We start from the raw sequence: 19,488 nt of genomic DNA, 5'->3' as shown, positions 1-19,488 counted from the left end.
GCTCACCAGCCCTTCGCGAGGCTCGTCTGCAACCGGGCGGCGCGGGCCGCCCGGAGCTGGAAGATCGTCTTCACCAGGGCAGGCGCGGCGATGAAGATGACGATGAGCGCCTGGAGCACGGTGACCAGTTCCAGCGAGATGCCGGAGTAGGACTGCATCCGGTTGCCGCCGGCCTGGAGCGCGCCGAACAGCAGCGCCGCCAGCAGCACGCCCCACGGCTTCACGCGGCCGAGCAGCGCGACCAGGATGCCGTCGAACCCGATCTGCGCGATCACCAGCGGGGTCAGCGCGGTGGCGGTGGTGCCGAGCACCATGGTCGAACCGCCGAGACCGGCCAGCATGCCCGCGAGCACCATCACCAGCACGTACGTCTTCGTGACGCTGATGCCGGCGGTCCGGGCCGCGTCCGGGTTCGCGCCCACGGCCCGCAGCTCGAAGCCGAGCGTGGAGCGGTTGAGCAGCCAGGCGATGAACCAGGTGGCCGCCACCGCGAGCAGGATGCCGGCGTGCACCCGCAGGTCCTCGCCGAGCAGCCGGGGCAGCTGCGCGGAGGAGTCGACCGGCTTGCTGATCGCGTCCGACCGGTTCGGGTTCTGCACCCCGTTCTGGACGATGATCCAGGACAGGAAGTAGACCGCCACGTAGTTGAGCATGATCGTGTTGATCACCTCGTGCGCGCCGGCCCGGGCCTTGAGAATGCCGGGGATGAAGCCCCAGAGCGCGCCGCCGAGCGCGCCCGCGATCAGCGCCACCAGCAGGTGCACGAAGGGCGGCAGCGGCAGCGCGAAGCCGGCCACGGCGGCCAGGATGACGGCGATCGTCGCCTGACCCTGGGCGCCGATGTTGAACAGGCCGCCGCGGAAGGCGAGCGCCACCGACAGGCCGGTGAAGACGAGCGGCGCGGCGTAGGTGAGCGTCTCCGAGATCGGGCTCATGGCGGCGGTGAAGCCGACCGCGTCCGGGTCGAAGATCGCGCCCTTGAACAGGTTCGCGTACGCCTCGCTGACCACCGTCCAGCTGGCGTTCAGCGCGTCGGAGGGGCGGGCCGTGATGTAGCTGTAGGTGGCGAGCACCTCCGGGTCGGACACGATGATCAGCACCGCGCCGACCACCATGGCCAGCAGCACCGCGAGCACTGTCACGGTGACCGTGTTGGCCGCCCAGAGGTTGTCCAGGAACATCCGGCCCATGTCGCGGCGGGATTCGCCCGGCGGGGCCGGCTTCTTGGCGGTCGCGGTGGCCGGGACCGTCTGCTCGGTGTCACCGGCCGGCTGCGTCGGCGTCGCCCGGGCCTCGCTCAGCGACTCCTGCGCCTCGGTCGCCGGTTCCTTGTCCGGCGAGCCCGAGACGGGGTTCGGGTTGGTCATGCCTCGTCCTCGTTGCCAGGGCCGTCGTCGGTAGCGGTGGCGGCGTCCGGGGTGATGCCGGCCATCAGCAGGCCGATCTCCTCACGCGGGGTGTCCGGGCCGACGATGCCGATGATCCGGCCGCGGTACATGACCGCGATCCGGTCGGCCAGGCCGATCACCTCGTCCAGTTCGCTGGAGACCACCAGGACCGCGGTGCCGATGTCCCGCTCGCGGATGACCCGGCTGTGGATGAACTCGATCGAGCCGACGTCCACGCCCCGGGTGGGCTGGGCGGCGATGAAGAGCTTCAACGGCCGGGACAGCTCCCGGGCCACGATCACCTTCTGCTGGTTGCCGCCGGAGAGCGTGCCGACCGCCGCGTCGGCCGAGGAGGTACGGACGTCGAACTGCTCGATCCGCTCCCGGGCCGACTTCGCGATGGCCTCGGGCTTCAGCGACAGGCCCTTGCCGAACGGCGGCCTGTCGTAGATGTCCAGCACCAGGTTCTCCGCGACCGAGAACTCCTTGACCAGGCCGTCCACGCTGCGGTCCTCCGGCACGTAGCCGACACCGGCGTGCAGCACCTTCTTGGTCGACCAGCCGTGCGTCGGCTCGCCGTCCAGGCTGATCGTGCCGGCGAGCACCGGGCGCAGGCCCATGATCGCCTCGATCAGCTCGGTCTGGCCGTTGCCCTGCACGCCCGCGACGCCGAGCACCTCACCGGCGTGCACTGTCAGGTCGACGCCGTCGACCGCGCGGACCTGCCGGTCGTCGTCCACGACCAGGCCGGCGACCTCAAGGATCGGCTTACCGGGGGTGGCCGGCTTCTTGTCGACGGTCAGCCGGACGCTGCGTCCCACCATCAGCGCGGCCAGCTCGTCCCGGCTCGCGCTCGGCTCGGCGGTGCCGACGGTCCGCCCGCGCCGGATCACCGTGATCCGGTCCGCGATCGCCTTCACCTCACCCAGCTTGTGGGTGATGAACACGATCGACTTGCCGGCGGCCTTGAGCGACCGCATGACGGTGAGCAGTTCCTCGGTCTCCTGCGGCGTGAGCACGGCCGTGGGCTCGTCGAGGATCAGCAGGTCGACGTCGCGGGTGAGGGCCTTGACGATCTCCACCCGCTGCTGGATGCCGACCGGCAGGTCCTCGATCACCGCGTCCGGGTCGACCCGCAGGTTGTACCGCTCGGAGACCTCGGCGACCTCGCGCCGGGCCCGCCGCCGGTCGAGGATCCCGGCGAAGGGCCCCTTGACCTGCTCGGCGCCGAGCATCACGTTCTCGGCCACGGTGAAGACCGGCACCAGCATGAAGTGCTGGTGCACCATCCCGATCCCGGCGGCGATCGCGTCCGACGGGCCCTTCAGCTTCAGCGGCTTGCCGTCGACCAGGATCTCGCCCTCGTCCGGCTGGTAGAGGCCGTAGAGCACGTTCATCAGGGTCGACTTGCCGGCGCCGTTCTCGCCGACCAGGGCGTGGATCTCTCCAGGCTCCACCGTCAGGTCGATCTGGTCGTTGGCGACCAGATCACCGAACCGTTTGGTGATGCCGCGCAGTTCGAGTCTCAGCGCAACCTCCTGGAGTGCGAGCGATGGTGCAGCGTAGCGACCTGCCGCGCCGCCACCACGCCGGGTGGGGATGTCGGGGGGAGTCAAGCTGATCGGCCGCCCCGGCGCCGGGGGTACCTTCCCCGTTGCGCCGGGACGGCCGGATCGTCAAACCTGGTGTCCGCCGGCCCCCGCTGCCGATGATCGCACCGTGGGGGCCGGCGGAACTGTCACTTGGTCGGCTGGGCCTTCGAGGTGACGGTGATGGTGCCGGCCGCGATGTCCGTCTTGATCTTGTCGACCTCGGCCTTCAGGTCCGCCGGGACCTTGCTGTCGAAGTCGTGGTACGGCGCGATCGAGACGCCGTTGTTGGCGAGCGTGCCGACGAAGCCCGGGGTGGCCTGGAGCTTCTCGCCGCCGGCGGCCTTCAGCGCGGCCTCCTTGACGGCGTCCGGGATGTTCTTGACGACGGTGGTCAGGATCGCCGAGCAGTCCGGGGTGCTCTCGCAGCCGTCGATGTCCACCCAGACGGTCGAGTACTTGCCGCCCGAGGCCTTGGCCGCGGAGGTGGTGCCCAGACCGGCGCCGCCGGCGACCGGCATGACGATGTCGGCACCCTGCGCGACGAGCGCGTCGGAGACCTTCTTGCCCTCGTCCTGCTTCTCGAACGAGTTGGCGAAGGAGCCCTTCTGGGCGGCCTTGTCCCAGCCGAGAACCTGGACGTTCTTGCTCTTGGCCTTGTTGTAGTACGCCACGCCGTCGGCGAAGCCGTCCATGAAGATGGTGACCGGCGGGATCGGCAGGCCACCGTAGGTGCCGACCTTGCCGGTCTTGCTCATCCCGGCGGCCAGGTAGCCGGCCTGGAACGCGGCCTGCGCGGTGTCGAACTGCATCGGGAAGACGTTCGTCACACCCGGGTTGGCGTCGACGATGGCGAACTGCTGGTTCGGGTTCTTCTCCGCCGCCGCCTTGGTGGCGTCCGACATCAGGCCACCGACGGCCAGGATGAAGTCGCACTTCTGGTTGACGAACCCGGTCAGGTTGACCTCGTAGTCCGCCTCGGCCTTCGACTGGACGTACTTGATGTCGATCTTGTCGTTCTCCTTCTGCGCCTCCTGCAGGCCCTTCCAGGCCGAGGCGTTGAAGGACTTGTCGTCGACGCCGCCGACGTCAGTCACCATGCAGGCGCTGAACTTCTTGCCGCCGTCGCCACCGGCGTTGTTGTCGTCGTCCGGAGCCTCACCACACGCGGCAGCGCCCAGCACGAGTCCACCCGCCGCAATGACGGAGGCAATCCGCATCCCACGCACAGAGCGCAAGACGTCTCCTTCCCCTTGCACACCGCGTCGTGCACGGTGCGCAGCCCTTCGCCGACCTGCGATGTGCGGCCGGCGTCCCACGTTACGGACGGGAGCGTACGCCCGCGCCCACCCACCGGCCGACAATCGTGCACGACTGTTGAGCGTCCGTTACCCCGGTGTAACCCTTGCGTGGGGCAGGTCACTTATCCGGCCGGCGGGCGTGCGCGGTGGTGTCGCGAACGTCCGTTTTCCCGAGCTTCCCCGACGCCTGGCGGACTAACGCCAGAACACTGCGACGGCGGCGTTGACCAGCGTCAACCCGACGATCGCGAGGAAGTGGCCACGGTTGACGGTCTCCCGCTTCCGGGAGAAGAAGACCATGACGAAGATGACCAGCGCGAGCACCAACTTGGTAACAAGTTTTGCCGGCGCCGGCTCGTCGCCGTCACGCAGCGGGGCGGACAGCCCGATGCCGGTGAGGACCTGGATGATCGCGCCCCAGAGCATGGCCGCGTTGATGCGCAGCCGGCCGCTGACGTACTGGGCGATCCCACCGCCGAGCAACAGCGCGAAACCGATCAGATGGACGTAGAGAAGAATCAGTCGAAGAGCTTCCACGCGCCCCATCCTCCCTCATCAACGACGCTTTGTAGTAATGACCCGGCCGAGCTGCCGTCATACCGTGACCACCTCCCCCGCGATCTTGCGGTTACCGCCCCGACACAACGGGACGAAAGCCGCGCCGCAAGGGCCGCAACCGCAAGATCGCGAGAGGTCAGGGCTGGTGCAGGCGCCAGACCTGGAAGGTGGGGCCGTCGGCGGGGAGGGTCACCGCGCCCTCGGCGTCGGGGTGGAGGGCGGGGGCGTCGCCGTAGACGTTCTCGGCGGCGGGCAGGCCGGCCAGGCGGACCGGGGTGCCGGGGGCGCGTCTCGCCAGCACCAGCACCGTCGACCCGGGCGCCTCGCGCAGGAAGACGAGCGTGTCCGCGTCCGTGTGCACCCACCGCAGGCCGCCGTGCCGCAGCGCCGGCTCGTCGCGGCGCAGCGTCAGCAACGACCGGTACGCGTCGAACGTGCGCCGGTCCCAGCTCTGGGGCCGGTGCCACGGCATCGGGGTACGCGAGCCCTCCCCGTTCGTACCGGTCAGGCCCAGCTCGTCCCCGGCGAAGACCACAGGCGTGCCGGGCATCGTGGCGAGCAGTCCGGCCGCCACCTCCTGCCGGGCCGCGTCGCCGACCACAGTGCGGATCCGGGCCGAGTCGTGCGAGCCGAGCAGCTGCCACGAGTGCGTGTACGACCGCCACGACACCAGCGACCGGTAGGTGTTCATGGTGGCGAGCACCGCGTCCGCGTCGCGCCGCCGGACCCCGCCCGGGGTGCCGAGGAAGTTCGGCACCGGGTCGTCGCCGTGTCGCAGCCAGGACCAGACCGGGTCGGTGAAGCCGGCGTAGTTCATCGTCCCGTGCCAGCCGTCGCGGTCCAGGTCACCGGTGTGGTCGTGGCCGTGCTCGGCCAGCAGCAGGCCGTCCGGCCGGGTTTCGGCGACCACTTCGCGCAGCAGCCGCGCCACCTCGTGGGTGTACGCGTCCGCGCCGCGCCGGCCGGTCATGTTCGCCACGTCGACACGCCAGCCGTCCAGCCCGTACGGCGGGCGCAGCCAGCGGCGCAGCAGCGAGTCCTCGGCGGTGGCGAACCGTCGGCGCAGCTCCGCGCTGCCCCAGTTGAGCTTGGGAAGCGACTTCACCCCGTTCCACGACTCGTAGTCGCCGCCGGCCAGGTCGAAGTAGTACAGGTCGCGTTCCGGCGCGTGCACGTCGGAGACGGCTGCGGTGAACCAGTCGTGGGCGTCGCCGGTGTGGTTGCTGGTGATGTCGCCGAGCAGCCGCCAGCCCCGGGCGCGCACCGCGTCGGCGAGCCGGGCCAGCGCCGCGTCGCCGCCGAGCAGCGGGTCGACGGTGTCGAAGCTCGACGCGTCGTACCTGTGGTTGGAACGGGCCGGGAAGACCGGCGTGAGGTAGACGGTGTTGACGCCGAGCCGGTCCAGGTGGTCCAGGCGCTCGGTGATCCCGTCGAGGTCGCCGCCGTAGAACTGCCGGGGCGTCTCCGGGCCGCGTCCGATGACAGGGGTGTCCCAGTCGCATCCGATGGCCCAGTCCGGCACGGTCCGGCCGTCGGCGGCGGCCGAGCGGGCGAACCGGTCCGGGAAGATCTGGTAGATCACCGCGTCGCGGGCCCAGGCCGGCGGCGGAGCGTAGCTGACCAGCTTGAAGTCGCCGTTGTCGGGCACGTCGTGCCCGGCCAGGCCGGCGGCGTTCAGCCAGCGGGTGCCGCGTTCGCCGTCGAGCAGGAAGCGGTAGTTGCTGACCGGGTTGCGGACCTCGACGTCGGCCCGCCACCACACGTCGCCGCCGTCGGTGCGGTCGATCCGTGCCTCGGCGAAGCGCGGTTCGCCGTCGCCTGTGGTGCGCACGTGCACCTGGGAGACGCCGGTGCCGGCCGGGACCCGGACGAGGACCGGCACCGTCTGCCCGAGCGCGGGCTCCTGCTCCGGGACGTAGGTGGCGGAACCGTCGTGGTGCGGCTGAAGGGACATGGTGCTGCCTTTCGCGTCGTACCGACAGGGAGAGGGGCGGGCACCCGCCGCGGCCGGTTTCACCCGACCGCGGCGGTCCGCCCGAGAACCGCTCCGGTGTACGCCGACACGACGCCCTTGCCGCAGCGTGAGCCGAGGAGGCTCAGCCCTTTACCGCTCCGGAGGTAAGCCCGGAGACGATGTAGCGCTGGAGCAGCTGGAACACCAGCACCGTGGGGATCGCGGTGAGCAGCGTGCCCGCCGCGAACATCCCGAAGTTGTTGTTGCGCTCGCCCGCGACCAGGCCGAACATGCCGACCGCGAGGGTCTTCGACTCGGGTTCGGTGAGGAACACGTTGGCGATGATGAACTCGTTGATCGACCCGATGAACGCGAGCAGGCCGGTCACCGCCAGGATCGGCGCCACCAGCGGCAGCATGATCCGGAAGAAGACCTGCACGTGCGACGCGCCGTCCATGGTGGCCGACTCGTCCAGCTCCTTCGGCAGCGTGTCGAAGAAGCCCTTCATCAGCCAGGTGTTCGCACCCAGCGCGCCACCCATGTAGAGCAGGAACAGGCCCCACGGGGTGTTGAACCCGATCGCCGGGTAGAGGTCGGTGAGCGTGGTGAAGATCAAGAAGATCGCCACGATCGCCAGGAACTGCGGGAACATCTGGATCAGCAGCAGTGCCAGCAGGCCGACCCGGCGCCCGGCGAAACGCATCCGGGAGAACGCGTACGCCGCGAGCGACGACAGGAAGATCGACGCGAAGCTGGCCACGCCCGCGAGCAGCAGCGAGTTGAGGAACCAGTGGCCGAACGCGGTGTTGTCGAACAGGTTGGTGAAGTTCTCCAGCGACGCCCCGGTCGGCAGCAGCTCGGTGGAGGAGAGCGTGCCGAGCGGGTTGAACGCCGCCGAGATCACGAACAGGATCGGGAAGAGGCTGAACGCCACAGCCACCACTCCGACCAGGTGCCGCCAGCCCACCTGGGCGAACCAGCGGCTGCGCGAGCGGCGGGCCGGCGTGCGGGTGCCAGTGGGTGTGGGCGTCTCCGCGATGGTGGTCACGAGTACACCTCCTCCTGCTTGCGGGTCCGCCGGAAGCTGATCGCCGACACCGTCGCCACGATCGCGAAGATGAAGATCGAGACGGTGGCGGCCAGGCCGAACTCGGCGCCCTGCGCGCCGAACGCGAGCCGGTACGTGTAGGTGATCAGCAGGTCGGTGGCGCCGTTCGTCGGGTTGTCCGGCGCGAACGGGCCGCCCTCGGTGGTGAACAGGATCGCGTTGACGTTGTTGAAGTTGTACGCGAACGACGCGATCAGCAGCGGCGACAGCGCCACCAGCAGCAGCGGCAGGGTGACCGCCCGGAACGACTGCCAGGGCGACGCGCCGTCGACCGAGGTCGCCTCGGTCAGCTCCCGGGGGATGGCCTGCAACGCGCCGGTGGCCACCAGGAACATGTACGGGTAGCCGAGCCACAACTGCACCAGCAGCACGGCGATCCGGGCGGACCAGTTGCCGCCGAACCAGTCGACGTTCAGCCCGAACAGGTTGTTGAGCAGGCCGAAGTCCGTGTTGAACATGTCCCGCCAGATCAACAGCATGGCGAACGACGGCATGGCGTACGGCAGGATCAGCACCATCCGGTAGAGGTTGGTGCCGCGCATCCGGGGTGAGTGCAGCGCGAGCGCGATGGCCATGCCGAGCAGGAAGGTCAGCCCGGTGGAGCCGATCGCGAACGCGAAGTTCCAGGCCAGCGTGCCGAAGAACGGGCCGGAGATGTTCGGGTCGGTGAGCACGGCGCTGAAGTTCTTCAGCCCGACGTCGACCTTCCAGCCCTGGGCGAGGCGCTCACCGTCGGCGGCGACGAAGGAGCCGGACCTCTCGTCCGCGGTCCACGTCTTGCCGGTCTCGCTGTCCTTGACGCAGTCGCATCCGGCGTCGTACGCCCGGATGGCCTTGCCCTCGTACGCCCGGGTCAGGCCGTTGGAGCGGATGGCGCCCTCGTCGGTGGGCACGACGAGCGCGGTGACCGCCTCGCTGCGGGCGCTGGCCTGTCCGATGTTCAGCAGGGTGTAGCCGTCCGCGGCGGTGATCTTGCCGCTGAGGCTGCTCACCTCGACGTCGGCGGCGTCGAGCTTGCGCAGCCCGCCCGCGTCGCCGGCGAAGACCTCCTTGGTCTTCGGGTCGCCGAGCAGGAACACCAGGTCACCGGTCGCCGGGTCGCCGGTGGTGGCGACGGTGAGGTTGTACTCGGTCGAGCCGGGCACCTGCTTCACCGAGGAGGTCTGCACGGCGACGATCGCGTCGTCCTTGCTGCCCCGGTGGCCGTCGCCGAAGTTCGTGAACGCGGTGCTCGCGGTGTAGAGCACCGGGAAGACCTGGAAGGCGATCAGGAAGAGGGTGCCGGGGACCAGGTACTTGGCCGGGATGTGCCGGCGGCTCAGGTAGAGGTAGAACAGGCCGGCGGTGGTGACCGCCAGGACGCCCAGCGCGATCCAGTGCTCGGCCTCGATGAGCGGGAAGGCCGCCCAGATCGCGATCCCGGCCACCAGGCCGAGCAGGATCACCTTGACGACGAGGCCGGTCGCGGTGATCGGCGCGTGTTGCCGCGCGGTACGGGACGTGCGCGGGAGCCCACGGCGTACGGGCTCCCGGCCCGGGGCCTGCGGTGCAGACCCCGGGCCGGACAGCGGCGCGCTCATTACTTGATCTGACCCTGGATGGTCTTGCCGGCGGCCGTGATCGTCTTGGCCGGGTCGGCGCCGCCGATGATGGCGGCCTCCGCCTTGCCGAACGGGTCCCAGATCGCGGCCATGGCCGGGATCGCCGGGAGCACCTGGCCGTTCTTGCCGGCCTCGGAGAACTTGGCCAGGTCCGGGTCCTCGCCCTTGACCTGGTCGAAGGCGGCGGTCAGCGCCGGCGGGCGCGGCTCGGCCTTGTACAGCGCGACGGCCAGCTCGGGCTTGGTCACGTAGTTGGTGACGAACTCCTGGGCCAGGGCCTTGTTCTTGCCCTTGGCGGCCACGTAGAACGCCTGGACGCCCACGAACGGCTGGGCCTCCTTGCCACCGGCGAAGCCGGGGACCGGGGAGATGTCGTAGGAGATGTTGGCCTTCTTGGCGTCGGCCACGGCCCACGGGCCGGAGACCAGGAACGCGCACTTCTTGCCGGTGAAGGTGGCGATGGAGTTCTCGCCGGTGATGGAGCGCTTCAGCGCACCCTCGCCCTTCTCACCCAGCTTGGCGATCTTCTGGAAGGCAGCGATCGACTCCGGCTTGCCCACGCCCAGGTCCTTCGGGTCGTAGTCGCCGTTCGCCGCGGTGCCGAACAGGTAGCCGCCGCCCGAGGTGTAGAGCGGGTAGATGTGGTACGCGTCGCCGTTCTGGCCGGACTGCAGGCACAGGATCTCGCTGGCCTTCTTCTCGGCCTTGAGCTTCTTGCCGGCGGCGACCAGGTCCTCGATCGTCTTCGGCGCCTCGGGGGCCAGCTCGGTGTTACGGATCAGCGCGACGTTCTCGGTGGCGTAGGGCACGCCGTAGAGCTGGCCGTTGAACGTGACCGCCTTGATCGCGGTCTCGTTGAAGCCGGACTTCTGCTCGGCCGGGAGCTGCACCGGGTCGATGGCGCCGTTCTGGACCAGGTTGCCGATCCAGTCGTGCGCGCCGACCACGACGTCCGGGCCGCTGCCCTGCTGCGAGGCGGTGACGAAGTTGGTCTGCAGGTCCTTGGAGACGGCCTGGACCTCGACGGTCACGCCGTTCTCCTTGCCGAACTCCTCGGCGAACGGCTTGAGCGCGGCCGTGCGCTTGTCGTCGGCCCAGATCACCAGCTTGCCGCCGGTCGCCTTGGCGGACTCGCCGGCGGCCGGCTTGTCGTCGCTGCCGCTGTCACCACAGCCGGAGGCGGCGAGCGCCAGGCCGAGGACGGCGACCACACCCGCGGTACGGATGCGCATCGGTACTCCTGTCGTCATGGCGGCCCGCCGGGGGAAGGGCGGCCCGCCAGTGGAAACCTCTGAAATTTCTTGCTGACCGGCGCCGAGATGCTGCGCCGCTGCTCTCGCATGTTGCGGGGACGTTAGCAAGAGGTTGCAGAGAATGGAAGGGCTTGCAGAAGTGTACGCAAGACTTTGCCGTTGGGCTAAAGTGCCGCACATGCGCGCTCGACTATCCGACATCGCCCAACAGGCTGAAGTCAGCGAGGCCACGGTGTCGCGGGTGCTCAACGACCGCCCCGGTGTGGCCCCCGAGACCCGGCAGGCCGTCCTGACCGCCCTCGATGTGCTCGGCTACGAGCGACCGGCCCGGCTGCGCAAGCGCAGCGCCGGACTTGTCGGCCTGGTCGTGCCGGAGCTGGACAACCCGATCTTCCCGGCGTTCGCCCAGATCATCGAGTCCGCGCTCGCCCCCACCGGCTACACACCGGTGCTCTGCACGCAGACGCCGGGCGGCGTCCGCGAGGACGAGTACGTGGAGATGCTGCTGGACCGGCAGGTCTCCGGCATCGTCTTCGTCTCCGGCCTGCACGCCGACACCGCGGCGGACCACGACCGCTACCGCACGCTGCTGGCCCGGCCGCTGCCGATCGTCATGATCAACGGGTACGCGCCGGGGATCCCCGCGCCGTTCGTCTCCTGCGACGACAGGGAGTCCGCCGAACTGGCGGTCGCCCACCTGGTCGCGCTCGGGCACCGCCGGATCGGCCTGATCACCGGCCCGGACCGGTTCGTGCCGGTGCAGCGCAAGGTCGCCGGCTACAAGGCCGCGATGGGGCGCCTGACCGACATCACCTCCGACGAGCTGTCCGAGCTGACCGAGCTGTCGCTGTTCGGCGTCGAGGGTGGCGAGGCCGCCGCCGGCCGGCTCATCGAGCGTGGCGTGACCGGACTCGTCTGCGGCTCGGACCTGATGGCGCTCGGCGCGATCCGGGCCGCCCGCCAGCGCGGGCTGTCGGTGCCCGGCGACATCTCCGTGGTCGGGTACGACGACTCCCCGCTCATGGCCTTCACCGACCCGCCGCTGACCACGGTGCGCCAGCCGGTCGCCGCCATGGCGGTCGCCGCGGTCCGCGCCCTGGTCGACGAGATCAACGGTCACCCCTCCCCCAACTCCGAATACCTGTTCCGCCCCGAGCTGGTGGTGCGCGGCTCGACAGCGGTGGCCAAGCCCGCGAGCCCGCCGGCCCGCCAGCGCCCCGCCACCCCTTCCCCCTCCCTCCCCATCCCCGCCTGACACCCCTCTCCTCTCCCCTCCCCGCCGCCGCACCCCCCTCCTGCGGTTGATCAAGGAGTTCGCGGCCGAGTCTCTCCATCCCGGACACAAACCCCTTGATCACCCCCTCGGAGCGGGAGAGCCGAGAGCGGGGCGCGAGAGGTGGGGCGTCTCGGGATGCGGGAGACGGGGCGGCGGGCGGTGGCGCCAGCCCGTGGGTGATGGCCGTCATTTCTTGCGCAAGAAATGCTTGACTCTTGCAGGGCCGTGGCGGCATTCTGCTCTGACACCCTGCGCCGCACCAGAAGCCGCCACAGAACGGGATCGACAGCGATGACCTCCGCCCCCAGCACCACCCCACGCACCGCCGACGACGACTGGTGGCGGTCCGCTGTCGTCTACCAGGTGTACGTCCGCAGCTTCGCTGACGCGAACTCCGACGGTGTGGGTGATCTCCAGGGCATCCGGCAGCGCCTGCCGTACCTGCGCGACCTCGGCGTGGACGCGCTCTGGCTGACGCCGTTCTACACCTCGCCGCAGGTCGACGCCGGCTACGACGTGGCCGACTACCGCGACGTCGACCCGCTGTTCGGCAACCTGACCGACTTCGACGAGATGATCGCCGACGCCCACGCGCTCGGTCTGCGGATCATCGTCGACATGGTGCCGAACCACACCTCGAGCGCGCACCCGTGGTTCACCGCCGCGCTCGCCGCCGGACCGGGTTCGCCGGAGCGCGAGCGCTACCTGTTCGCCGACGGCAAGGGCGAGCAGGGCGAGCTGCCGCCGAACGACTGGGAGAGCATCTTCGGCGGCCCGGCCTGGACGCGCGTGGTCGACGGCCAGTGGTACCTGCACCTGTTCGACCCGGCGCAGCCGGACCTGAACTGGCGCCACCCGGAGGTGCGGGCCGAATTCGAGGACGTGCTCCGCTTCTGGCTGGACCGGGGCGTGGACGGCTTCCGGATCGACGTGGCCCACGGGATGATCAAGGCCGAGGGCCTGCCGGACGTCGGCTTCAACTCGATGACCACCGGCCAGCGCCAGTCCGAGCTGCTGGGCAAGGGCCGGCTGCCGTACTTCGACCAGGACGAGGTGCACGACATCTACCGCGACTGGCGCCCGATCCTGGACAGCTACCCGGGCGGCCGGATGGCGGTCGCCGAGGCGTGGGCCGAGACCCCGCAGCGGCTGGCCCGCTACATCGGCCCGGACGAGCTGCACCAGGCGTTCAGCTTCGACTTCCTCGACGCCACCTGGTCGGCCGACTCGTTCCGCAAGGTGATCGACACCGCGCTGGCCGAGGCGACGATCGTCGGCGCGCCCACCACCTGGGTGCTCTCCAACCACGACCGGCAGCGGCACGTCACCCGGTACGGCGACGGCGAGGTCGGCCTGCGCCGTGCCCGCGCCGCCGCGCTGCTGATGTTCGCGCTGCCCGGCTGCGCGTACGTCTACCAGGGCGAGGAGCTGGGCCTGCCGGAGGTGCTGGACCTCCCCGACGAGCTGCGGCAGGACCCGGCGTTCCGGCGTACCGGGGAGAGCCGGGACGGCTGCCGGGTACCCATCCCGTGGGGCGGCGACCTGCCCCCGTACGGCTTCGGGCCCGACGGCAGCGAGCTGAGCTGGCTGCCGGCGCCGGCGACCTGGCGGTCGCTGTCGGTGGCCGCCCAGACCGGGGTGCCCGGCTCGACGCTGGAGCTGTACCGGACCGCGCTGCGCACCCGGCACGAGCACCCGGCGCTGGCCGGCCTGGACGGGATCACCTGGCTGGAGACCGAGCCCGGCGTACTGGCGTTCCGCCGCGCCGCCGGGGACGCCGAGGTGACCTGTGTGGTCAACATCAGCGGCGCCGACGTGACGGTGAGCGGCCACGGCCGCCCGCTGGTCGCGAGCGCCGAGCTCACCGAGCGGGGCGACGGACACGTCCTGCCGGTGGACGCGGCTGCGTGGTTCGAACGGCGTCCAGCCGGGTAACCCGCCATCGACCTGGCCGTCCGTTGTGCCCCGCGCCGACGGGCGGCTGGGCTGCCGACCCCTTGTGGTGGGGGGTGAGGTGGCCCCGGCCCCTCGGGAGTCCGCTCCCGGGGGGCCGGCGTCCATCGGGCCGGCGCCGAGCGTCCTCAGTCGCCCTTCGCGGTGAGCAGCGCGGCGATCCGGGCGAACCCGGCCCGGACCTCCTCCCGGTCGGGTGCCTTCGCCGGCTCGGGCTCCGGCTCGCGTTCGGCTGCGCGTTCCAGCTCCTCGTCGATGACGTCCTCGAAGTCGCCGTAGAGATCCGCCTGGTCGGCCTCGGCCGCCTCGTCCTCGGCGGCGATCTGCGCGGCGGCGATCTCGCCCCGGATCTCCTCCGGCGTCAACGCCGGCAGCAGCGGCTCCACCACCGCCATCAGCTGCTCCTCGGCCACCACCGCCTCGGCCAGCGCCAGCGCGTGCGGTCGCTCGTACGGGCCGCAGACCACCGGCTCCCAGTCGTCCTCGGCACCCAGCGGGCCGAACGTGATGATCCACGGCAGGCCCCGGATCGGCGAGTCGTCCGGCAGGTCCAGTGTCACGAGTGCGCCCACAGGCACATCATGGCCGCTCCCGCCCCGGACATGGGGGTCATTCGCCTCGACGTACGCCGACCGGCCCGGGTCAGCGCGCGTTCAGGGCCAGGATCAGATTGGGCTCGCTGTTGCGGTTCACCAGCAGCTCGAAGCGGGGCGACCGCTTGGCCTGGTAGTGCGGTGGGGAAAGGTCGACGCCGGTCAGCCAGTCGCGCAACGCCGCGCGCTCGCCGGTCTTGAGCACCGGGCCGAGGCAGCCGTCGCGGGCCAGCGCCCGCCGCAACGGCCGGGTCAGGCCGTCGTGCAGCTTGACGCGGCAGACGACGTGCCCCACCTCGTCCCGGCGGTCCCTCGTCGGCTGACCGACCCCCGCCGACAGCTGGTCCCGCGTCCCCGGCAGCGTCACCTCGACGAAGCGCATCGCGCCGTCCACCGTCACCGGCCCCGGCCACCGCCGGACCCACGCGTCCGGTGTGGCGCCGGTGAACGCCTGTGCCGGCCCCGAGGCGGTGGGAACGGCAGCGGTCGGGACGGTCGGGGACTCCCCCCGTTCGCCTGCGGCGCCGACCGGCGCCGACCGGCGCCGCGGGACGGTCCGGGACAGCGCCCCGCTCGCCCCACAGCACGAAGCCCGCCGCCCCGGCCAGTACCGACGCCAGCGCCAGCACGGGCACGACGGTCCGGAGCCGTCCGCCGGGCGGCCTCGTGACGCCATCGGTGGCGGGATCGCCCTCGCGCGCGGTCGTCTCGTTCACATCCGCTCCGCTCAGTCCTGTCCGGCGGCGTCGAGGGCGGCCTGCACCAGGGCGAGCGCCGTCCGGCGGGGAACGCCCAGGCGACGCGCCTCGGCGGCGTACCCGGCCGCGGCCCGCTGCAGCCGGTCGGTGGCGTCGTCCCGGCCGGGCGCGACCACTGTGCCGTGCCGCCCGCGTGTCTCGACCAGCCCGGCGCCCTCCAGCTCCCGGTACGCCCGCGCCACCGTGTTGACCGCCAGCCCCAGGTCGGTGGCGAGCTGCCGCACCGCCGGCAGCCGGGTGCCCACCGGCAGCCGCCCGTCGCCGATGCGCGCCGCGAACTGCGCCCGCACCTGCTCGTACGGCGGCACCGCCGACTCGGCGTCGATCCGGATCCGTGCGCTCATCCCGCCCCTCCCGGCGTGCCCGGTTCGGTCTCCTCGTCGAGCACGTCCGCCTCCACGTCCACCTCCCGGGCACCGCCCTCGGCCAGGTCCACCACCCGGCCGTACGGGCTGGTGGCGGCGAGCGCCGCGCCGAAGAGCACCAGCTGGTTGAGCAGGTAGAGGTAGAGCAGCAGGCCCACTGCGGTGGCGACCACGGTGTACGCGGGGTTCCGTTCGGTGCGTACCACGTAGTAGCGCCCCACTGTGTTCAGCAGGGTGATCCCGACGGCGATGGTCAGGATCGCCGGGCGCAGCCGGCGGCGGCTCATCCGCAGCCGGGGCACGGCGAGCAGCAGCGCGGCGGCGAGCACGGCGTTGACGAGCACGCTCAGCACCGCGCTGATCGTGGTCAGGCCCACCGAGCCGGTGCTGCGCAGCAGGAAGCGCAGCAGCGACTCCAGCGCGTCCACCGCGGCGACCGAGACGAACAGCAGCACGAAGACCGCGACCAGCACGCCCAGGTCGACGAGGCGGCGCACCACCAGGTTGCCGGGCTGCTGGTTGAAGCCGTACATCAGCCGCTGCGAGGAGCGGATCGCCTCCACCCAGCCGATGCCGGTGAAGACCAGGATGACCAGGCCGACCACGCCCACCGTGCCGCTGCTCTCGGCGATCTGGGCCGGGTCGAGAAACGGCAGGTTCTCCTCCAGGAAGTGCGCCGCGCCGCGGCTGACCTCCTCGTTGTCCCGCAGCACCGCGCCGAAGACCCAGTAAGCGACGAGCGCGAGCGCGAACACGGCGAAGAAGCCGTAGTACGCGATGGCGGCGGCGAGCCGCCCGGCGAGCAGGTCGGCGTAGAGCGTCCCGGCCCGCCAGACGTGGTCGAAGGCCGACGACCGGCCCCGGGCCGCGTCGATGCGGCGCCCCACCGCCGCCTCGATCCGGCCGAAGACGTTCACCCCGTCATCCTCGCCGATCTCCGCCCGTGGTGGAGGGGCCCCGGCCGGTCGGATGTTCAGCTCCGGCCGCCGAGCCGGAAGTCGCGGCGGGGCTGCCACCGGGTCGCGCCGCTGTGCGAGAACAGCGTGAACGCCTCCACCTGGAACAACGCGGAGAAGTCGGCCAGGTCCTCGTACGCCTTGTCGAGCACCTCGGGCGGCACGTCCTGCGCCACCGTGACGTGCGGGTGGTACGGGAAGCGCAGCTCGCGCCGCAGTTCGGGGGCCGAGTTGATGGCGGCGGCGAGCAGTTCGCACTCGCTGATCCCGGCCGCCACCGCCACGAAGACCACCTGGGTGACCGGGCGGAACGTGCCGGTGCCGCGCAGGTGCAGCGTGAACGGCAGGTGCGTGGCGGCGACCCCGGCCAGGTGCTCCTCGACGGCGGGCAGCGCGCGTACCGGGATCTCGGTGGGCCCGAGGAGGGTGACGTGCGCGGGGACGGCGAGTGGATCGCCGGCCTCGACCCGGCGGCGGGTGAGCATCCCGCCCCAGGGCTCGGGGACGTCGACAGCGATCCCGATCTGGATCGTGTCCGCGCCGCCCGGCGCCGTGTCACTGCCCGCCACGTCGCGCGCCATCCCTCCGGCCACCGGCTGCGTCACCCGTCTCCGCCCCTCCGGGCCGTTACTCGAACCGCACCGGCGGGAAGAAACCGACCCGCTCGTACGCGTCCCGCAGCGTCCCGGCGGCCACCGACCGGGCCTTCTCCGCGCCCCGCGCCAGCAGCTTGTCGAGCTGGGCCGGGTCGTTCAGGTAGGCGTTCGTGCGTTCCTGGATCGGCGTGACGAACTCCCGCACCACCTCGGCGAGGTCCTTCTTCAGGTCGCCGTAGCCCTTGCCGTCGTACGCGGCGACCAGGTCGTCGATGGAGCGGCCGGACAGCGCGGAGTAGATGGTGAGCAGGTTGGTGATCCCCGGCTTGCCCTCGGCGTCGAAGACGATCTCACGGCCGGTGTCGGTGACCGCCGAGCGGATCTTCTTGGCCGAGCGGGCCGGATCCTCCAGCAGGTCGATGATGCCGGCCGGGGAGGACGACGACTTCGACATCTTGGCCGTCGGGTCCTGCAGGTCGGTGATCTTTGCGGTGTCCTTCACGATGTGCGGGGCGGGCACCGTGAAGGTGCTGCCGAACAGCGAGTTGAACCGCTGCGCCAGGTCGCGGGAGAGTTCCAGGTGCTGCCGCTGGTCCTCGCCGACCGGCACCGCGTTCGCCTGGTAGAGCAGGATGTCGGCGGCCTGGAGGATCGGGTACGTGAACAGGCCGACGCTGGCCCGCTCGCTGCCCTGCTTCTGCGACTTGTCCTTGAACTGGGTCATCCGGCCGGCCTCGCCGAACCCGGTGATGCAGCCCAGCACCCAGGCCAGTTGCGAGTGCTCGGGCACCTGCGACTGCACGAACAGCGTGCTGCGTTCCGGGTCGAGGCCGAGCGCGAACAACTGCGCGGCGGCCACCCGGCTGCGGCGCTTGAGCACCAACGGGTCGTGCCCGGCGGTGATCGCGTGCAGGTCGACCACGCAGTAGTAGGCGTCGTGGCTGTCCTGCAACGCGACCCAGTGCCGCAGCGCGCCCAGGTAGTTGCCGAGGTGGAACGAGTCGGCCGTCGGCTGGATGCCGGAGAAGACGCGCGGGCGGGCGGGTACGTCGGACATGGCGGCAATTCTGTCAGCAAGCCCCGGCGTCCGTCATGACGGGCCGGTGGATCGGGCGGGTACGGACGGAAGCGGGCCGTTGAGCTCGCGGCGGGGCTCGGGCAGCCGCGCGGCGGAGACCGCCAGGCGGGACACCCGCCGGCCGTCGAGGGTGAGCACGCGCAGCAGCCAGCCCGCCGGATCGGCGACCACCGATCCGGTGGCCGGGTCGACAGCCACCGGCACCTCGTCGCCGGCTACCGGCAGCCGGCCCAGGGCGGCCATCACGTACCCGCCCACCGTCTCGTAGGGCCCGGCGGGCAGCGGCACCCCGGTGCGCTCGACGAAGTCGGCCAGGTTGAGCCGGCCGTCGACGACCGCGGGCAGGCCGGCGGGCTCCGGTTCGAGCGGGCCGTGCTCGTCGTCCCGGATCTCCCCGACCAACTCCTCCACGAGGTCCTCGCAGGTGACGATGCCGGCGGTGCCGCCGTACTCGTCGACGACAACGGCCAAGTGGTGGCCCTCCCGGCGCATCTCGGTGAGCGCCGCGAGCACGCGTTTGCTGTCCGGCAGGCGCTTGACCTCCCGGATCAGGTCGCCGACGAGCAGCGACCGGTCCGGTTCCGGCCGCAGCAGCACGTCGTGCAGGCGCACCAGGCCGACCACGTCGTCGTGGGTGCCGTCGACCACCGGGTAGCGGGTGTGCGGGTCGGTCCGGACCAGCCGCTGCGCCTGCGCCAGCGGCAGCGCCGCGCTGAGGAAGACCACCTCGGTGCGGGGCACCATCACCTCGCGGACGAGGCGGGCGCCGGCCACCAGCACCTCGTCGATGATCCGCCGTTCGTCCGGGTCGAGCAGCGTGTTGGCCGCGACCAGGTCACGCAGTTCGGCCTCGCTGATCCGCTCCCGCCCGGCGGTGGGGCTGGCCCCGAGCAGGGCGGTCACCAGGCGGGTCGCGCCGTCGGCGCCGCGCACCACGAGACGCGCCACGGTACGGGCCAGCGGGCCGGGTTCGCGTCGGGGCCGCCCCGACGGTCGCCGCCGGGGCCCGGGACCACCACCCTCCCGCATGAGATGGATGGTAGACAGCGGCCACCGTACGGGTGGCCGAATGTTCGAATCTGTTCAATCGTGAAGGATTATGATGGAATGGAGGCGCGCTCAACATGACAGCCGCGACCCCGCCCCCGGCCGTAGGGTGAG

The 19,488-nt window shown here is 71.2% G+C and carries 17 protein-coding genes; 2 read left to right on the top strand and 15 right to left on the bottom strand.

What is annotated here, in order from left to right; all coding sequences use genetic code 11:
- Nucleotides 1–2: 2 nt before the first annotated feature.
- The 8 genes from AB0D28_RS02660 to AB0D28_RS02625 all read right to left on the bottom strand — a co-directional run bounded on the left by AB0D28_RS02660 (nt 3) and on the right by AB0D28_RS02625 (nt 10,731).
- Nucleotides 3–1,367, bottom strand: a complete 1,365-nt coding sequence (locus tag AB0D28_RS02660) for an ABC transporter permease (protein ID WP_357381454.1) — start codon at nt 1,365–1,367, stop codon at nt 3–5.
- Nucleotides 1,364–3,004 (bottom strand): ABC transporter ATP-binding protein, encoded by a 1,641-nt coding sequence (locus AB0D28_RS02655; protein ID WP_357381452.1) that lies wholly within the window; start codon nt 3,002–3,004, stop codon nt 1,364–1,366. The genes AB0D28_RS02660 and AB0D28_RS02655 overlap by 4 nt, the downstream gene beginning before the upstream one ends.
- A gap of 122 nt (nt 3,005–3,126) precedes the next feature.
- Entirely contained in the window at nt 3,127–4,197 is a 1,071-nt protein-coding gene (locus tag AB0D28_RS02650) for a BMP family ABC transporter substrate-binding protein (protein WP_357381794.1), read from the bottom strand.
- Nucleotides 4,198–4,473: 276 nt separating this feature from the next.
- Nucleotides 4,474–4,815, bottom strand: coding sequence for a hypothetical protein (locus tag AB0D28_RS02645; RefSeq protein WP_357381450.1), 342 nt, complete (start codon nt 4,813–4,815; stop codon nt 4,474–4,476).
- Nucleotides 4,816–4,972: 157 nt separating this feature from the next.
- Nucleotides 4,973–6,790, bottom strand: a complete 1,818-nt coding sequence (locus AB0D28_RS02640; RefSeq protein ID WP_357381448.1) for a glycoside hydrolase family 13 protein — start codon at nt 6,788–6,790, stop codon at nt 4,973–4,975.
- Nucleotides 6,791–6,932: 142 nt separating this feature from the next.
- Nucleotides 6,933–7,838 carry a sugar ABC transporter permease gene (locus AB0D28_RS02635; RefSeq protein ID WP_357381446.1) on the bottom strand — a complete coding sequence of 302 codons (906 nt, stop codon included), beginning with the start codon at nt 7,836–7,838 and terminating at the stop codon, nt 6,933–6,935.
- Nucleotides 7,835–9,478, bottom strand: a complete 1,644-nt coding sequence (locus AB0D28_RS02630) for an ABC transporter permease subunit (protein ID WP_357381444.1) — start codon at nt 9,476–9,478, stop codon at nt 7,835–7,837. The genes AB0D28_RS02635 and AB0D28_RS02630 overlap by 4 nt, the downstream gene beginning before the upstream one ends.
- A complete protein-coding gene (locus tag AB0D28_RS02625; protein WP_013283972.1) occupies nt 9,478–10,731 on the bottom strand; it encodes a maltose ABC transporter substrate-binding protein in 1,254 nt (417 codons plus the stop codon). Before AB0D28_RS02625 ends, AB0D28_RS02630 begins: the two co-directional genes overlap by 1 nt.
- A 199-nt stretch (nt 10,732–10,930) precedes the next feature.
- On the opposite strand from AB0D28_RS02625, the gene AB0D28_RS02620 reads away from it, so the two are divergent.
- Both AB0D28_RS02620 and AB0D28_RS02615 read left to right on the top strand, forming a co-directional pair.
- Complete coding sequence (locus tag AB0D28_RS02620) at nt 10,931–12,007, top strand: LacI family DNA-binding transcriptional regulator (RefSeq protein ID WP_357381441.1); 1,077 nt, start codon at nt 10,931–10,933, stop codon at nt 12,005–12,007.
- A 312-nt stretch (nt 12,008–12,319) separates the two neighbouring features.
- Complete coding sequence (locus tag AB0D28_RS02615; protein ID WP_357381439.1) at nt 12,320–13,963, top strand: glycoside hydrolase family 13 protein; 1,644 nt, start codon at nt 12,320–12,322, stop codon at nt 13,961–13,963.
- Between the two features lie 146 nt (nt 13,964–14,109).
- Here AB0D28_RS02615 and AB0D28_RS02610 read toward each other — a convergent pair whose 3' ends face one another.
- The 7 genes from AB0D28_RS02610 to AB0D28_RS02580 all read right to left on the bottom strand — a co-directional run bounded on the left by AB0D28_RS02610 (nt 14,110) and on the right by AB0D28_RS02580 (nt 19,356).
- A complete protein-coding gene (locus AB0D28_RS02610; RefSeq protein ID WP_357381437.1) occupies nt 14,110–14,553 on the bottom strand; it encodes a hypothetical protein in 444 nt (147 codons plus the stop codon).
- A 70-nt stretch (nt 14,554–14,623) separates the two neighbouring features.
- The gene (locus AB0D28_RS02605; RefSeq protein ID WP_357381435.1) at nt 14,624–14,974 is read right to left on the bottom strand and encodes a hypothetical protein; all 351 of its coding nucleotides are present in this window, start codon (nt 14,972–14,974) and stop codon (nt 14,624–14,626) included.
- Between the two features lie 327 nt (nt 14,975–15,301).
- Nucleotides 15,302–15,676, bottom strand: a complete 375-nt coding sequence (locus AB0D28_RS02600) for a GntR family transcriptional regulator (RefSeq protein ID WP_357381433.1) — start codon at nt 15,674–15,676, stop codon at nt 15,302–15,304.
- On the bottom strand, nt 15,673–16,614 hold the full coding sequence (locus tag AB0D28_RS02595) for a YhjD/YihY/BrkB family envelope integrity protein (RefSeq protein WP_357381431.1): 942 nt from the start codon (nt 16,612–16,614) through the stop codon (nt 15,673–15,675). The genes AB0D28_RS02600 and AB0D28_RS02595 overlap by 4 nt, the downstream gene beginning before the upstream one ends.
- Nucleotides 16,615–16,670: 56 nt before the next feature.
- Nucleotides 16,671–17,234: a 2'-5' RNA ligase family protein gene (locus AB0D28_RS02590; RefSeq protein ID WP_357381792.1), complete on the bottom strand. Its 564-nt coding sequence runs from the start codon at nt 17,232–17,234 to the stop codon at nt 16,671–16,673.
- Between the two features lie 46 nt (nt 17,235–17,280).
- Complete coding sequence (gene trpS / locus AB0D28_RS02585) at nt 17,281–18,306, bottom strand: tryptophan--tRNA ligase (protein WP_357381429.1); 1,026 nt, start codon at nt 18,304–18,306, stop codon at nt 17,281–17,283.
- 33 nt (nt 18,307–18,339) lie between these two features.
- Nucleotides 18,340–19,356, bottom strand: a complete 1,017-nt coding sequence (locus AB0D28_RS02580) for a hemolysin family protein (RefSeq protein WP_357381427.1) — start codon at nt 19,354–19,356, stop codon at nt 18,340–18,342.
- Between the last annotated feature and the right edge of the window lie 132 nt (nt 19,357–19,488).

Origin of the sequence: Micromonospora sp. NPDC048169, from assembly GCF_040652815.1 — a bacterium.
GTDB lineage: Bacteria > Actinomycetota > Actinomycetes > Mycobacteriales > Micromonosporaceae > Micromonospora.
Note: the sequence above shows the minus strand (reverse complement) of the source record. Positions and strands in the feature narration are given on the sequence as shown.

Coding starts and splice junctions, on each gene's coding strand:
- AB0D28_RS02660 (WP_357381454.1), bottom strand. CDS start 1,367: ATGACCAACCCGAACCCCGTCTCGGGCTCGCCGGACAAGGAACCGGCG.
- AB0D28_RS02650 (WP_357381794.1), bottom strand. CDS start 4,197: ATGCGGATTGCCTCCGTCATTGCGGCGGGTGGACTCGTGCTGGGCGCT.
- AB0D28_RS02640 (WP_357381448.1), bottom strand. CDS start 6,790: ATGTCCCTTCAGCCGCACCACGACGGTTCCGCCACCTACGTCCCGGAG.
- AB0D28_RS02630 (WP_357381444.1), bottom strand. CDS start 9,478: ATGAGCGCGCCGCTGTCCGGCCCGGGGTCTGCACCGCAGGCCCCGGGC.
- AB0D28_RS02625 (WP_013283972.1), bottom strand. CDS start 10,731: ATGCGCATCCGTACCGCGGGTGTGGTCGCCGTCCTCGGCCTGGCGCTC.
- AB0D28_RS02620 (WP_357381441.1), top strand. CDS start 10,931: ATGCGCGCTCGACTATCCGACATCGCCCAACAGGCTGAAGTCAGCGAG.
- AB0D28_RS02615 (WP_357381439.1), top strand. CDS start 12,320: ATGACCTCCGCCCCCAGCACCACCCCACGCACCGCCGACGACGACTGG.
- AB0D28_RS02600 (WP_357381433.1), bottom strand. CDS start 15,676: ATGAGCGCACGGATCCGGATCGACGCCGAGTCGGCGGTGCCGCCGTAC.
- AB0D28_RS02590 (WP_357381792.1), bottom strand. CDS start 17,234: ATGGCGCGCGACGTGGCGGGCAGTGACACGGCGCCGGGCGGCGCGGAC.
- trpS (WP_357381429.1), bottom strand. CDS start 18,306: ATGTCCGACGTACCCGCCCGCCCGCGCGTCTTCTCCGGCATCCAGCCG.
- AB0D28_RS02580 (WP_357381427.1), bottom strand. CDS start 19,356: ATGCGGGAGGGTGGTGGTCCCGGGCCCCGGCGGCGACCGTCGGGGCGG.